Genomic DNA, 14,507 nt, shown 5'->3' on the forward strand with positions numbered 1-14,507 from the left:
AAGTACTCACTCGTTGTTACATTAACGGACCTGTGTCGCCATATTGGCGTGCACACCACGGCATGTGTATCACTCAACCTGAGGTGAGCGGGTTGCTTGATCCTGCCGTTGAGGGGCGGCGTGCAAACGCCGCCCCTCTTTATTTTCCGCGAGGCTAATAAGGCTCTTGGTGTAAGTTCCGTTGCTGTCGAGATAACAATCCGCACTGTTCTCACGTGATATTTTTTCGCAGGCGAGCGCCCCGGCTTGTGGTTGTTACCGCGAGCTTATAGCGATCAGCGCGCGCAATAATGACAGAAAGTTCGAAGACCCGCCCCTGCGAATCGATGGAATGGCGGAGAATTCTCAAGGCCGGGGAACCAGCGGGCACCTGAAGTTGCTTGGCTTGGATGGCGTTTACCGTCGTCGCCTCGTACACCTCGTCCGCACGTTCCGGAAGCGTTCCAGAGTGGCGCGCAATCGCGGAATAAAGCGAATGCTCCAGCTCCTCTTCACTCAATTCCGGGCAGAGCTCCACCGGAATATAGGCGGTGGTGAGGAGCAGTGGCATATCATCGGCCAGGCGCACGCGTTCGATTTGCCAAACCGCGTTGCTCTCCTGCAATTCGAGCAGCTCGCTGACCCAGTCGGGTGCTTCCACTTGCTGGAAACTCACCACGTGGGACGACGGCGCCTTACCGAAACCAGCCATCTCAGCGGAAAAATTGAGGGCGGTATCCAAACCTGGCCTATCGTTACCCTTGGATACGAACGTTCCCTTACCGCGTTTGCGGATCACGCGCCCCGATTTCACCAAACCTTCGAAGCATTTACGTACCGTGGCTCGCGAAAGGCCAAAGGACTCGCATAGGGATTGCTCGGTCGGCAACGCGGTTCCCTCGGTGAGGAACCCGGTGGCGATCAGCTGCACGATCCGTTCCTGTAATTGCCGGTACAGCGGGTGATCAGACTCAGTATTCAGCGGCTGGCTGGCGATGGCAGTGAGGGTGTCCAAGGGTCTCCTAGCTTTGTACGGTACAAAGCTAACATTACCGCGAATTTCGTAGACAGGCGATGCTTTCGGGGTTATTTTAAAACATAAAGGTACGGTACGTACAGAACAATGCAGTTCAATACGTGTTACTACTGAAAGGAAAATAATGATTCCCGCACGCAAAGCCGCAGATATGACCCAGGCTGAATTGGCACGCTACATTGATCAGTCCGTGCTCAAGCCCGAATTCACCGATGATGATATTCGCAAATACACCCAGGAAGGCATTGATTTCGGGTGCAAGACGATCTGCATTAACCCGGCGTCCCTCCCGATTGTGGCTCCCATGGTCGAGGGAACCGATACCGGCCTGTGCGTGGTGGCGGACTTCCCTTTCGGGCTCGCCACAACTGAGGCGAAGGAAATGCTCACCGAGCATTACTGCTCGAAGTGGGATATTGAGGATCTGGATATTGTTGCCAATTACGGCTGGCTGCGCACCGGCCGTCTCGATGATGTTGTCAAGGATCTTGAACCCGTCGTCGCCGCGGCCCATAAGTGGAATACCAAGGTCAAGGTCATTATCGAAACGGATTCCCTGAATTTGGATCAGGTTGCGGAGGGAACGAAGGCGGCAATCCTCGCGGGTGCTGACTTCATTAAGACCTCCACCGGGTTCTTCACCGGCGCTGAAAACAAGGGCGCGACGGTGGAAGTCGTGAAAACCATGATCGAGGCCGCTGAGGGCAAGATTGCCGTCAAGGGAGCCGGATGCATTCGCACTCGCGAGCATTTCCTTGAGCTTATTGATCTTGGTATTGACCGCATGGGCGTTGGTTACCGCTCTACGCCGGTTGTTCTTGGTATTAACCCGCCGGCGGGTAAATAGATATGACAGCTCGACAAGGGAAGAAAAGTGACTCATGTAAGTACCACTCGTTTCCCTGAAGATTTCCTATGGGGAGGGGCCACGTCTGCTAGCCAGTGCGAAGGCGGCTGGAATGAGGACGGGCGTGGCCCCTCAATCGGGGATCATCTGAGTGTAGGAAGTAGAACAACGAAGCGGGAGTTTTCCCTCTCGCTTGATCCGCACAAGCATTATCCGAGCCATGTTGCGGCGGATCACTACCACCACTGGCGTGAAGATATTGCCCTCCTGGCCGAGATGGGATTTAACGTTTACCGTTTCTCCATTAGCTGGACGCGTATCTTCCCCCGGGGTGATGAAGAAACTCCCAATCAGGCAGGTTTAGATTTCTACCGCGCGCTGATTGACGAATGTATTGCGCGTGGAATGACCCCGATGGTCACGATCACGCAGTACGAACCGCCGCTGTATTTAGCGCAAAAATACGGAGGTTGGTCGAACCGGAAAACCATCGATTTTTATCTGAAGTTCTGCGAAACGATCATGCGTGAGTTTCGTGGAAAAGTGCGGTACTGGATTCCATTCGTCGAGGTGAATCTGACCCTGACCGCTTTTGGTGAGGCCACTTCGGCCGGAATCCTGCCGCCGGAGGGGCCGTTCCCGCGGGAAACGAATTCTCCCGAGCGTCTCCAGGCCCGATATCAGGCTATGCACCATATTTTCGTTGCCAACGCGAAAGTGGTGAAGCTTGCGTGGCAGATCGACCCGGAGAACCACGTGGGATGCATGCTTGCCGGCCCGGCGAGCTATCCCCTGACCTGCTCACCGGAAGATAATCTCGCGAATCTACAGTCCCTTCAGCGCGAGTGCTGGTTCTGTTCGGACGTGGCCGTGCGTGGGGAGTACCCCGGTTATATGAAACGCCATATGGTCGAGGAGGGTATTTCCATCACGATGGAGCCCGAGGACGCCGATCTGCTGCGTGCGGGAACTGTTGATTTTATTGGTTTCTCTTATTATTCCTCGAGCTGCATCAGCGCCGAAGGGCATGGCGGGGTTGAGGGTAATAATCTTGCTGGCGTTCCCAACCCGTATCTCAAGAAAAGCGAGTGGGGCTGGCTGGTGGATCCGATTGGGATCCGGATTGCCTGCAACCTGGTCTGGGATCGCTACCAACTTCCGATGTACATCGTTGAAAATGGGCTCGGCGCCGTCGACGTTGTGACAGAAGACGGGCGCATCGAAGACGATTACCGCATCGAATACCTGCGTGCACATATCGAGCAACTCAAAGAAGCGCTTGCCGATGGTGTGGACCTGCGCGGGTATATGACGTGGGGGTGCATTGATCTTATTGCTGAATCAACGGGGCAAATGAGTAAACGGTACGGCTTTGTTCACGTGGATTTCGACGACGCAGGCCACGGGAGCGGGAAACGGACTCGGAAGAAGAGCTTTTTCTGGTACCGCGATGTGATCCGCAGTCGCGGAGAAAATTTATAACACAAGAAAGGTGAGATGATGAGCAACGAAGCGATCATTGATCTGGCAAAGAAATTAGAGGCAAAGACGCCTCATGCCAATATTCCGGTTGGATACGACGGTTTCATTGACCGTATTACCCATGTTGTTGATAAACGGCTCGGGCCGGATGAGTACCAGCGGGTGGAAACGCTGACTGCATACGGGCAAAAATTTATTGATGCCGCCGGGCTGAGTATGAATATTGAGATGGTGCCTGTTACTACCAAGCTCGGGGGAGTGGCAACGATTCTGGCTAATTCGTTGGCGACCCTGGGTAATCGGGTGACGTATATGGGTGCGCTGGGCCTGGGGGGAGTGAATCCTGTTTTCCAGGATTTTGCGAATATGGCCGAGGAGGTTATTTCCTTCTCCGACCCCGGGGTTTCTGACGCACTGGAATTTACCGACGGCAAAGTGATTTCCAGCCAGCTGGAGCCGCTCAAGATGGTGAGCTGGGAGAACCTCCTTGAGGCGACGACGCTTGAGCACCTGGTGGAGGTCTTTGACCGCGCGGATCTTGTAGCTTTTGCTGATTGGACCTTGCTGATCAACGTCGGCAGTATCTGGGATGGGATTGCTGAGGAAGTTCTTCCCAAGATGAAGAACCGTGAGCGGCGGATGATGTTCTTCGATCTTTCCGATCCGACTAAGCGCACAACTGAGGACGTTCTCGGCGTTATGGCAACGATCCGTAAGTACGAGGAGTTCTTCGATACCACGCTCGGCCTCAATAAGAAGGAAGCCTACGAGGTCGCTAGTCGCTACGGGGCAGCGAAGGATGACTTCGCGGATCTTCACGAGCTTGCGTGTTTCCTGCGGGAAAAGGTTGGAATTAGCGAGATTGTTATTCATCCGGTTGATGGTGCGGTTCTCAGCAATGCCCGCGAGGATGTGGCTGTGGATGGACCGTATTGCGCCGATCCTACGCTCACGACGGGCGGCGGGGATAATTTCAACTCCGGGTTCCTCACTGGGCGCTCCCTTGGCCTCACCAGCGAAGAATCGCTGCTTCTCGGGGTAGCGAATTCCGGCTTCTATGTTCGGGCGGGCCGGAGCCCTGCTTTCGATGAGCTGAGGGAATTCCTGGTGCGGTGGGCACGGGGCGAGATTGATTAATCACGGGCTACCGAAAGGAGGACAGCCATGAGTGAGAAAAAGACTTTCGATAAAATCATTGACGCTGTTGCGGCGATTTTCTTGCCCGTCATTAATCTGCTGACTGCCGCGGGTATTCTCAAGGGTATTTTGGCTATTTGCGTGGCGGCCGGGTGGTTGAGTGATGCCTCGGATACCTACCGGATTCTTGCTGCTATGGGCGACGCCGTTTTCTATTTCTTGCCGGTCTTGTTGGCATTTACGTCGGCTAAGAAGTTCGGGGCTAATCCGTATACGGCTGTGGTGATTGCGGGTGTGCTTCTGTACCCGGATTTGAACCAGACGCTGGAATCCGGCACAACAATGTACTTCCTGGGCATCCCGGTCTTTAGCGCGATCTACCATTCCAGCGTTATCACGATTCTCATGACGGTCGGTTTGCTGGCCTTTGTTGAGAAGGGTCTGGACAGGATTTTCCCGGAGGTGATCCGCGGGTTCCTTACCCCGTTCATTTCGGTGATTCTGGTTGGGTTGGTCACGCTGATGGCTTTCGGGCCTATCGGCACGCTGATTAGTAACGGCCTGGCGGCCGGGTACGAGTTCCTATACGATCTTTCGCCGGCTGCCGCGGGTTTGGTTCTGGGTGCATGTTTCCAGCTTCTGGTTATTTTCGGTCTGCACTGGGGCATCATGCTGGTGTCGATGAATAATGTTGCTGCCCTGGGGCACGATACGGTGTTGGCTTTGTTCGGTCCTTCGATTTTCGCGCAGGCTGGTGCCGCCTTAGCGGTGTTGCTGCGCTCGAAGAACGGAAAGACCCGCACGGTGTGTGCTTCTTCGGTGATTTCAGCGTTGTTTGGAATTACCGAGCCGGCGTTGTTCGGCGTGAATCTTCCGCGGAAGACTCCCATGATTGCCGTGTGTATTGGCGGTGGCGTGGGTGGCGCTATTGCAGGTATTTCGGGTGCACAGGCTGGGGGCTTTGCGATTCCGTCGCTTGCCACGCTGCCGGTGTTCTTCGGTAACGGCTTCGTTCTGTTCGTTATTTCCTGCTTGGTTGGGTTCCTCGTTGCATTCATCTGCACGCTGTTCCTGCGTTTCGAGGCTGACCTGAAGATCGCGGAGGAAGATGAGGTGAAGGCAGCTAACTAAGCCATTCCCGCTTTCCGGGGCATTGCTACAAGGCATGTTCGGAAGAGTGGCTGGCGGTATCTCCCGTAGGTGGCGGGGCTTGTTCGGGTACTACCGAATGGGCCCCGCCACGGTTGTTCTTTGCTATGGCCCTCGGGTTAATAGAAAATTAGTTGCTAATGGCAGTCCGTCGTCAGCCCTGATCCAGGCCGGTACAGCGCACGAACTGGACCTGCCTAAGGGCGAGGAAGAGCGCCGTTGGCCGTATATGAAAACTTTCATTGTAACGCGTTCTTTGGAGGCAAACTTAGGATTTACCATTATTCTCCGTTCGTGCCATCATCATGTCGTAGTGATACTTGTGCGCGCCATTCGCCTCTTTGTAAAAAACATTCTTAAAAAGCTCTAACCAAAGATCGGTATTTTCCGATTCGGGTAGATAGTCGTCTGCCTCTATAATGGAATGTGACCCAGTGTTAGTCCAGGCAATAAGGGCCTTATGCATTACCTGTTCCTCGAGCGGGAGATCTTCTCCAAGGTAATTTAAGTTCTGCAGGCCAACAAGATCTACAAAGTACGTCTCTAGAATCCTACGAAGAACGTTGGGGAGCCAGGGTTTTACGCGATGTGGACTAGACTTTGCAATTGCCACTTCGTCCCAGAGCTCCTGGTAAGAGTTGCGGATAGGATTCCTTTTCTCGGGTCCCTGAATACGATTTGGGCTGGGTGAAAGTTTACGAATTCGATAAAAAGCTACATTTTTTGGATTTTGATTTCTATATTGTACACAAAGCTCATTATGAAAGCGTCTATTATGTGTGAGGATAATGAGCTGCTTCACGCGGTCATGCGTTCCTTCTTTAACTTGTTCGATAAGTCGTCTGATGAGCCAGGAAACAACGAACATAATCTCAGAGTCGAGGCTTGAAATAGGGTCATCAATTACGGCGACTATGTGGTCCGTTTCGTCATCCTGCTTAACGGAAAATAGGGAGTGGTAGAAATACAAGAATGTGATGAAGGTTCGCTCCCCTTCGCTTAATGATTCAATATCAACCAGATTGCCATTCGGTCGGACTAACTTGTAGCCATCCGAATTTCCGGAAGCAGAACAGAGTTTAAAACTCCGAAAACGTGCATCCTCGAGGAGACTGTTTATTAGGTCGATTGTGCGCTGACTTGAGGTTGAACGCGAGTGAAGATCCTTTAAATTGTTGCTTATCTCGGTAAGGTCGGAGTCTAATCTATTAATCTTCCCGGAGAGCCCTGCAAGCTTTTTATTTAGCCTTTCCTCCGAATGATTAAACGAGTCGATTAGATCCTTGAGGCGTTCATTCACGAAGAATTTCCAGGATTGCGTTTGGATTCTTTCCCATTCTTTTTCCGAATTCTGCCACCGGTCATTTAAATTACTAATATCGAGATTGGCCTCAGTTACGAGTCGATCCAGCGCATCGTATTTATCAGTGATCATTGCCGGGGCGATTGGCGTTGAAGGGCTTGCAAGTTTTTGTGTGAGGCTGCTTTGCAATTGGCGTATTGCGCTTTTTATATTCTCGAAAACTAAAGTAACGTGATCGACCGGTGCGAAACGAGCTAGTTTTCCAACATGTTCCCTTTCGTAAGCCGTAATTTCCTGATGTGCGGAATCTAAAATTGGCCTGAAGCTTTGAATGGCGGCGATAGCGTTTCGGTAAGTGGCGTCGAATAGGCTCTCAATCTTAGATTTTAATTCTTCTGAAACTTCTTGTTGGCAGAATGGGCAAATGTTATTGGTATTGTGTTGATCATTAAGGTAGTCAATTCCCTCCCTAACCCAATCGGAATTTGAGAGGGAATTAACCAATGCAGATAGCGGAACGTCAGCGCTCCCGACGATCGGTTTACTGAGCAATGAATAGAAGCCTTGTGCATTCCGAAAGGCCGAGGGAGGGCCCGGGAAGGTGCTAATGGCACTTTCAGTTTCGCTCATTTGGTTTAGGTCGTTTGCCATTTTTTCGAGACTGTCAAAGGTTCCGTCTTGAGGGTTATAAGGTTCGGACGCTACACGCAGAGCTTCTTCGAGGCATTTCCTTTTATTTCCTTTTGTTTTCGGCATTTTTTGCCTTAAAACATCGGGGATTGAATCGAGCCGTTCCCAAATTTTTTCTTGCAGGGCCTTCTTTTCGGTCTCTAATTCATCAGCGGTGTTGGTGTGGTCGGCTTTATAATTCGCTAATTTTTCGTTTAGTTCATTTTGCTTTTCCGTGAGGTCGTCAATTTTCTTGAGGGTTTCAGCGCTGTCTTCGCCGAGAAGAAATACACCAGGTTCTTCACCTTCCGGTCTCGCAAAGACGGATCGAGCGTAATTCCTATTATATACGCGAATTGTATCAGGATCACCTTCCCAGTGGACTGCTTGGTTACCTTCAGGCGATAAAGTTGTCAAAAACTCACTTATTGTTGTTTTGCCCGAGCCGTTTGGTCCATAGATATGGTTAATAGCTTCGAGGTTGTTGAGTCCGGCATCGACGGCGAAACAGGGGAAACCTTCAAGGATGATGTTTTTAATCATGATTCTCCTAGCCTACAGATGGGGTGAGGATCGTTTATTGGGCGGTTGGTTGTTTGAGTGCCGTGCTGTTATTTGCAACGATATGAAAAACAGTTCCGAAGTGAATATTCAAATGAAAAATAGAAAGGAATTTCATTTTGGTTAGGCTCCTTATGAGAGGGCTCGGTCGATAGCTAGACGTATAAAACTCTCGCTCCCCTTGTCATAGCGGTACCGGGTGTTTTCCCCGTTTTGAATAAGTTCGACGGCGGTGGCGATGGCTTCGCGCGGGACGATGAACCATTCGCTTGGGTCGTAGTTTTTACCCTCGCTATCGATTTGCGAGAGCGATACTTTTACGTCCGCGAAGATCTGGTGGAGCAGGTGCTCAAGTTTCGCGGCGTTCACATCGTAGGTCACGTACGTGTCCACGATTTCGACGGGCGCCATGAGGTATGTAGGTGATTGTTCCGCGCCGGCGATGCGCTTTTCTACCGGTCCGCGCGAGAACCCAATCTTGTGGAGGTTGCGCAGGCTGGAGATCTGCGGATCTGTGGAGAGCGAGCGAAGCACGTAGATTCACCCGGTTGGAGTTTCGTCCGGGGAAGCTTCGCTGGCAATTTCACTAGATGCCTCAACGTCCGCAGAGGGCTCGGCGTAGGCAAGATCGTAAGCAATATCGGCGGGTTGGGTGATGATCCGGCCGTCTTCTTCAGCCATTCGTCCCGCGAGGGATTGGCGGTAGAGATCGGATTCTGTTCCGTTTTCAAAAATAACCCGAAGACGCTGCCTGGTAATCGTTTTGCCGGCACTGGTGACAGTTTTTTCGTCCTCGCCTTCGGAGTCGACGTATCCCATAACACCGTTCAGGACGAAATACAGTCCGTCCCGAATCACGTTGATTCCCGTTTCTATGCTCTTATAAGGCTTCTGCTCCACAACCCCGGCTGATAGCTGTGCATGCTTCGCTTTGAAAAGCGGCTCAAACTTCTCAAACTCTTTTGCTTTCACGCGCTTCGCCACGTAGTCCGGCGCTGCATTAGTCCGCGGCGGCGCAGCGGGGAGCCGGGACACATCGGTGATCCCGTATCCGTCGTCCAGGAGGTTGAACTCATCGGAGGCCAGAACATCGTCGATGCTCTGCGGGGCTTCTTCGCGGGTGAGTAGCCCGAATTCAGTGTCGAGGTCCTTGAGCTTTTCTAGCTTTTCGGGATCGGCACGGATTCCTTCCAGGCGCGCCCCGAGCTTGCGTTCTCCGATAGCGCGGGTGTGCGGATCAGGTTCGCGCCCTTCTTTGGCGCGGAAGTCCACGATTTCCAGGAAGGCGCGTTCTAGCCGGTCTTCGCTGGTGAAACGCCGCGGGGCCGGAGGGGCGTCAAGCAACCCTTCGGTATCGGAGGCGAGGATCTTCGCGAATTCTGCTTCAAAATCGAAATCAGCCACTAGTTCTCATCCTCCTGGGAAGCATCGGCGCTCGCGGTACGTGCCGGCACCGGCACATCTTCGGCGTGCTTGCCGCCGCTGCGCATTGCTGCGGGTTCGCTCTGCTCCACCCCAGCCTCAGCTTCAGCCGCAGCTTCTGCGGCCGCTTCTGCCGCCGCTTTCTCAGCATCATGCTTTGCTTTTTCACGTTGCAGGATGAGCAGGCCTTCGGCGTACAGTTTCTCGGTGGGGTCGTCGCTGCGCACGTCCGGGCGGCGGCCATTGACCTTGACCCAGTCGGTGATTGCGGGCCACATCTCCATTGCTTCTTCGGGCTTCAGGGTGATGCGGGTAGCGGCAATGGCATCTTGGATGATGCGCAGCACCGGGCTGGAGACCTGCTTGGACATCACTTCGAAGGCCTTCTGGAAGGGGTTGATGGATTCGATGAGGTCGATGTTGATCTCATCAATATCCACGAACTTGTTCCCCGCTTCCACGAAACGCCGGTCGCCCACGGTCCGCACTTCGCCAGATTTGATCACGGAGGAGACCACCACTTGCTGGCGGATTTGCTCGACTTCTTTCTCAGTGATGTCCGGGTAGGTTTGGCGAATGATGCGCGGGATAAGCACCTTGTTGATCACTTCGGGTTCCGCAGCCCCGGCCGCGGCCCGCGCCACCTGATCATCTTGCAAAATATTGGCCTTCAGGTCATCGATACCGGTGGCGATAATCTCCTTGGCGCGCTTGGTAGACGGTTCCACCAGGCCCTTGACTTCCAGGGTGCCGGGATCTGGGGTTTCGTCCGTGTTGCGCTTGGCCCGGAAGTTGTAGTTCGGGGCAAGTACCTGCTCCATGAGCAGTGCCGCGGTGATGCCTTTCAGCACGTTATTAACGGAGAGCGTCACTTCGTTTTGGGTGGCATCCGGTTCGGCCAACAGGTTGGTGAATTGCGCGTGGCTTTTCCCGGGACTATCGCGGGTGACGCGCCCGATAATCTGGATGAGTTCGGTATGCGAGGCGCGGTAACCAACCGTGAGGGCGTGTTCCGCGAAAGGCCAGTCGAAACCTTCTTTTGCCATGCCGAGCGCGATGATGATGTCAGCAGCGTCGCGATTCTTCGCGGCCACATCGGTCAAATACACCAGGGTCTTAGCGCGCGCTTTCTCATCACTATCATCCACAAGATCGGCCACACGCAGCACGGCACCGGTATCACGCCGCCGCACGAAGATCATGCAGTCGTCCCCGGGGAAACGCGGCTCTACCTGCGCAACCTCTTCGGGCGAAAGCACCTCGCCAATAATATCGAGGATCTTCCCGACTTCTTCGTACTTATCCTTGGTGGATTCCCCGGAGTTCACGGAGGGGATATGCAGAATAGTTTTCTTGTCGAGGTCCAGCACTTCCGCGATGGCGTCGGTGTAACGACCCTGGTAGAAGTGGTGGCCAATCCCCAGCGTTTTCAGGTACTGGTAGCCGTTGAGCTGGTCGTAATAGTTGAAGGTGACGGGCGTGAATTTCGCTTCGTCTTTCGGATCCAGCACGGGCACGGAGTCCCCGCGGAAGTAGGAGCCGGTCATGGCGATGATATGCGCGTCGGATTGCTCCATAATGGCGTGCAGCACGGAGCCGAGCCTGTTGTTGTCTAGGTCCGCGGAGACGTGATGGAATTCGTCAATCGCGATCACGCAGCCGTTGAAATCCTCGGGTTTGGCCTGTTCAAAGGCGAAACGCAGGGTGGCATGCGTGCAGACGAGCGTGGCGTCCGGCCCTTCCAGGAAACGCAGGAATGCGGCGACTTTCGATTCGTTGCTGCCGGGTGTGCACAGGTTGTTCGCGGCTTTGACGTCCCAATCCGCAAAGAAGCCGTAGGTAGTGAGGTCGGTGGGCGCGAAGGACGCACCGATGGAGCGTTCGGGTACCGCCACGATGACCTTGCGCCGGCCCTGGTTGAAGAGCTTATCAAGCGCAATAAACATGAGCGCACGCGATTTCCCGGAAGCGGGCGGCGCCTTGATGAGCAGGTACTGGGAGGCGCGCTGTTCATAGGCACGAGCCTGCATTTCCCGCATCCCGAGCTCATCAGTGGCAACCGATTTCCCGGTTTGCGCATAGGTCACGTCGACAACGTTTTCGGTGGCCACGGCTATTTCCCTTCTGCTTCGATCATCTGTTGATACTTCGCGAACAGCACCGCGAGGCGTTCCTCATCGGATGCGAACGGGGTGCTCTTGTAAAGTCTATCGACCGCTTCGTCAATTTTTTCGTGCGCTTCGCGGAGGTTGCGTGGCATGAGGTCCGGGTCGTAGAGTTCCGCGAGTGTTTTTTCGCAGTGGTATTCGCGTACATCGAGTACGCGTAGCGCACGTTTCGTGAGTTCTTCTTTCGACGACGCCGACAACTCTGGCACGGGGAAAGTGTTATAAACCAAGGTATTCGAGTAACGTAGCCGGGTTTCTAATCTGCCGCCAACTGCTCGCAGCCAGGCCATGTGCATCTTCGAGGTCAGCAAGGCGAACAGCCAAGGTTCAGCATCATAAACAGCGAATGCCAGGTTTGAAATCACTGTGTTCGCATCGAGGTACCCGACGGGAACGTACTCACGCCGTTCGGAAGAAACACTTGGAACGATAATCGAATCCGTGGGCTTATAGGACCGTTGCTTAAATCTGTGTGGTTGCTCAGCAAATTCCACTGTGCTGGGAGCTTTGCTCTGCAGCCGTTCAGCTCGGACACGTTCGAGCCGTTTCGCAATGGCGGGAATGTGCTGTGTCTCGGCGACGCAATCGTCATCTATCCACAAACAAAATCTGTCGTTTCCACGGATATATTCGGCACTTCCTACATAGTGCTTGATGAATTTTTCGGATTCAGGATAGTTGGTGAGGAGCTTTTCTACGTCCGCGGGTTCGAGAATCAAATGCCCGCCATCAGTTGGTTTAGAGCCGTATGCCATGGGTGGAAATCCGGATGAGAGTGGCTGCCGATGCTTAGTAATAATGACATCGTCACCTTCAGCGAGGTAGGCATTAATATGCTTGACCGGTTTCTCAATCCCGTCACTAAATAGGCGTTTGGGAGCATTCGAAGCATTCCGGAGGCTGAGAACGATGACGGTCACCCCAGCATTGTGAGAGGCGTTATTACTCCACTTGAACGACGTGTAGGCATAGCTGATTTCGATGCCGCCGGTAAGAACAAAGGGGAAGAGGAGACCGACGTGATCGCCCTGGGTAATGGAGTTGGTACTCACGAAAGCCAGTTGAGCGGCAGTGCCTCGAATGTAATCAGCACCCTTGAGGAACCAAAGTGAGATGTAGTCAAGGTTCTTCGAGTACTTTTGTTCATCGAAATAGAGGGCCAGATCCTCCTTCTGGCTGGCCGACTGCATGCTGGATCCTACATAGGGTGGGTTTCCGATTAAATAAATTTCGTCGGTGCCGTTGTTGGGGCAGACCTCGTTCCAGTCGATGCGGGTGGCATTGCCGTGCACAATGTGCCCGGTTTCCTTGAGGGGGATCAGCGAAATATCTAGGCCGAACTTGGCTTTGAACTCCTGGTTCATCTGGTGTTTGGCGATCCAGAGGGACAGGATGGCCATCTCCACGGAGATGTCGTCAATTTCGATGCCGTAGAAGTTCTCGATATTGATAACCGAGGAACCAAAGCCCAGGGTGGCAGCGCCGAGCTTTTCTTCCTCACCCATGCCGAGCAGGCCCCAGCGGCCCGCCGAAGAAAGAGAATCGATGCGATCCAGGATGGCATGCTCAAGCTTGCGCAATTCCTTATATGCGATAACTAAAAAGTTGCCGCTGCCGCTGGCCGGATCAAAAAGCTTGATTTGTGAAATTCTTGCGAGGAGTTTCTTGAGCCGCGGTACCGATTCGCAGGCTTTGTCGTATTCGTTCCAGAGTTCATCCAGGAAGAGCGGCTTGATTGTTTTGAGGATATTGGGGACCGAAGTGTAGTGCTGGCCCAGGTTGGCGCGCTGGTCCTTATCCACCACCGCTTGGAACATGGAGCCGAAAATATCCGGGTTGATTTCTGACCAATCCAGGGTGCCGAGCTCCAGGAGTGAATCGCGCGCGTGCTTGGTGAATTGGGGGACTGTCAAAGAGGCGGCGTCGTCGTTATTAATGCGGAAAAGGCGACCGTTGACGTAGGGGAAGCTCTGCAAGTAGACGGGTTTATCGGACGCGTTGGGGGTGTCAAGCGCGTGGAAAAGTGCGGTGAGGAATGCGGCGGTGTCGGAGCCGTCGCGCTGGGTGTGCGAGCCGACCGCGCTGGTGAACTGGCCTTTTGTGAAGATGCCGGTGTCCTCCGCGAAGAAGCAGAAGAGGAGGCGGGTGAAGAAGATGTTGAGGCTGTGGGGAGATTTGTCCTCATGGAAGAGGTTGGGGTTGGCGGCGAGGAGTTCGTCGTACACCTTGCTCATGTGTTCGGCGGCGCGGCGGTCCGCGTGGGTATCCGAGGAGAAGTGCTGTTTCTCCATATTCGCCCAGGGGAGGAAGAAGGTGAAATCGCTGGCGAGTTTGGCGAGGGGGATGCTGAGGGAATCGCCGGTTTTGGTGTCAATTGCGGCGAGGGATTCGTAATTCGTGGCGATGACGAAGCGGGTATTGAAACGGAGCGCGGCATCGCTGGTTTTCATTTCCTGTGCGGTGGCTATGAGGTCGCGGCTGGTTTCGGCCAGGTAGATCTTGTTTTTCCATACGATATCGCGATCCGGGTTCGCCGCGACGTTGAGCGAGCTGGCGGTGGTGGAACGCAGGCGGGTGACGCTGGATTTGGAGATGCCGTACGCGAGGAGGAGGTCGAAGAAGAAATCGCGGGTGAAGGGCGCACGGGAGGTGAGTTTCTTGACGTTCTCCTCAATACTCTGGAGAGTGATGGCCACGGCCGGCTCCTTTCGCGGACGGGCCCGGGCGCGGCGCGGGTGCTGCGGCTCGGGCGGT

Annotated in this window: 10 protein-coding genes; 4 read left to right on the forward strand and 6 right to left on the reverse strand. The window is 53.9% G+C overall.

Going from position 1 to position 14,507, the window contains the following annotated elements:
- Positions 1-211: 211 nt before the first annotated feature.
- Positions 212-994 (reverse strand): GntR family transcriptional regulator, encoded by a 783-nt coding sequence (locus QP305_RS03310; RefSeq protein ID WP_284903977.1) that lies wholly within the window; start codon positions 992-994, stop codon positions 212-214.
- Positions 995-1,139: 145 nt separating this feature from the next.
- Between QP305_RS03310 and deoC the strand changes: the two genes are divergently transcribed.
- Genes deoC through QP305_RS03330 form a run of 4 tightly spaced genes read left to right on the forward strand, consistent with a single transcriptional unit; the run spans position 1,140 to position 5,612 of the window.
- A complete protein-coding gene (gene deoC, locus QP305_RS03315; protein WP_284903978.1) occupies positions 1,140-1,862 on the forward strand; it encodes a deoxyribose-phosphate aldolase in 723 nt (240 codons plus the stop codon).
- 27 nt (positions 1,863-1,889) lie between these two features.
- Positions 1,890-3,344, forward strand: a complete 1,455-nt coding sequence (locus QP305_RS03320) for a glycoside hydrolase family 1 protein (RefSeq protein WP_284903980.1) — start codon at positions 1,890-1,892, stop codon at positions 3,342-3,344.
- 15 nt (positions 3,345-3,359) lie between these two features.
- Positions 3,360-4,481 (forward strand): PfkB family carbohydrate kinase, encoded by a 1,122-nt coding sequence (locus QP305_RS03325; RefSeq protein WP_284903981.1) that lies wholly within the window; start codon positions 3,360-3,362, stop codon positions 4,479-4,481.
- Between the two features lie 27 nt (positions 4,482-4,508).
- On the forward strand, positions 4,509-5,612 hold the full coding sequence (locus QP305_RS03330) for a PTS transporter subunit EIIC (RefSeq protein ID WP_284903982.1): 1,104 nt from the start codon (positions 4,509-4,511) through the stop codon (positions 5,610-5,612).
- A 286-nt stretch (positions 5,613-5,898) separates the two neighbouring features.
- Here the strand turns inward: QP305_RS03330 and QP305_RS03335 are convergent, their stop codons facing one another.
- The 5 genes from QP305_RS03335 to QP305_RS03355 form a co-directional block, all read right to left on the reverse strand.
- Positions 5,899-8,145: an AAA family ATPase gene (locus QP305_RS03335; RefSeq protein WP_284903983.1), complete on the reverse strand. Its 2,247-nt coding sequence runs from the start codon at positions 8,143-8,145 to the stop codon at positions 5,899-5,901.
- 150 nt (positions 8,146-8,295) lie between these two features.
- The gene (locus QP305_RS03340; RefSeq protein ID WP_284903984.1) at positions 8,296-8,697 is read right to left on the reverse strand and encodes a GIY-YIG nuclease family protein; all 402 of its coding nucleotides are present in this window, start codon (positions 8,695-8,697) and stop codon (positions 8,296-8,298) included.
- Positions 8,698-8,703: 6 nt separating this feature from the next.
- Positions 8,704-9,567, reverse strand: a complete 864-nt coding sequence (locus QP305_RS03345; protein WP_284903985.1) for a hypothetical protein — start codon at positions 9,565-9,567, stop codon at positions 8,704-8,706.
- Entirely contained in the window at positions 9,567-11,696 is a 2,130-nt protein-coding gene (locus QP305_RS03350; RefSeq protein ID WP_284903987.1) for a DEAD/DEAH box helicase, read from the reverse strand. The genes QP305_RS03345 and QP305_RS03350 overlap by 1 nt, the downstream gene beginning before the upstream one ends.
- Before the next feature lie 2 nt (positions 11,697-11,698).
- Entirely contained in the window at positions 11,699-14,449 is a 2,751-nt protein-coding gene (locus tag QP305_RS03355) for a DNA methyltransferase (protein WP_284903989.1), read from the reverse strand.
- Positions 14,450-14,507: the final 58 nt, after the last annotated feature.

It is taken from the genome of Actinotignum timonense (assembly GCF_030216305.1).
Lineage (GTDB): Bacteria > Actinomycetota > Actinomycetes > Actinomycetales > Actinomycetaceae > Actinotignum > Actinotignum timonense_A.

Excerpts from the sequence above, each read along its gene's own strand:
- deoC (WP_284903978.1), top strand. The coding sequence starts at position 1,140 with ATGATTCCCGCACGCAAAGCCGCAGATATGACCCAGGCTGAATTGGCA.
- QP305_RS03325 (WP_284903981.1), top strand. The coding sequence starts at position 3,360 with ATGATGAGCAACGAAGCGATCATTGATCTGGCAAAGAAATTAGAGGCA.
- QP305_RS03330 (WP_284903982.1), top strand. The coding sequence starts at position 4,509 with ATGAGTGAGAAAAAGACTTTCGATAAAATCATTGACGCTGTTGCGGCG.
- QP305_RS03335 (WP_284903983.1), bottom strand. The coding sequence starts at position 8,145 with ATGATTAAAAACATCATCCTTGAAGGTTTCCCCTGTTTCGCCGTCGAT.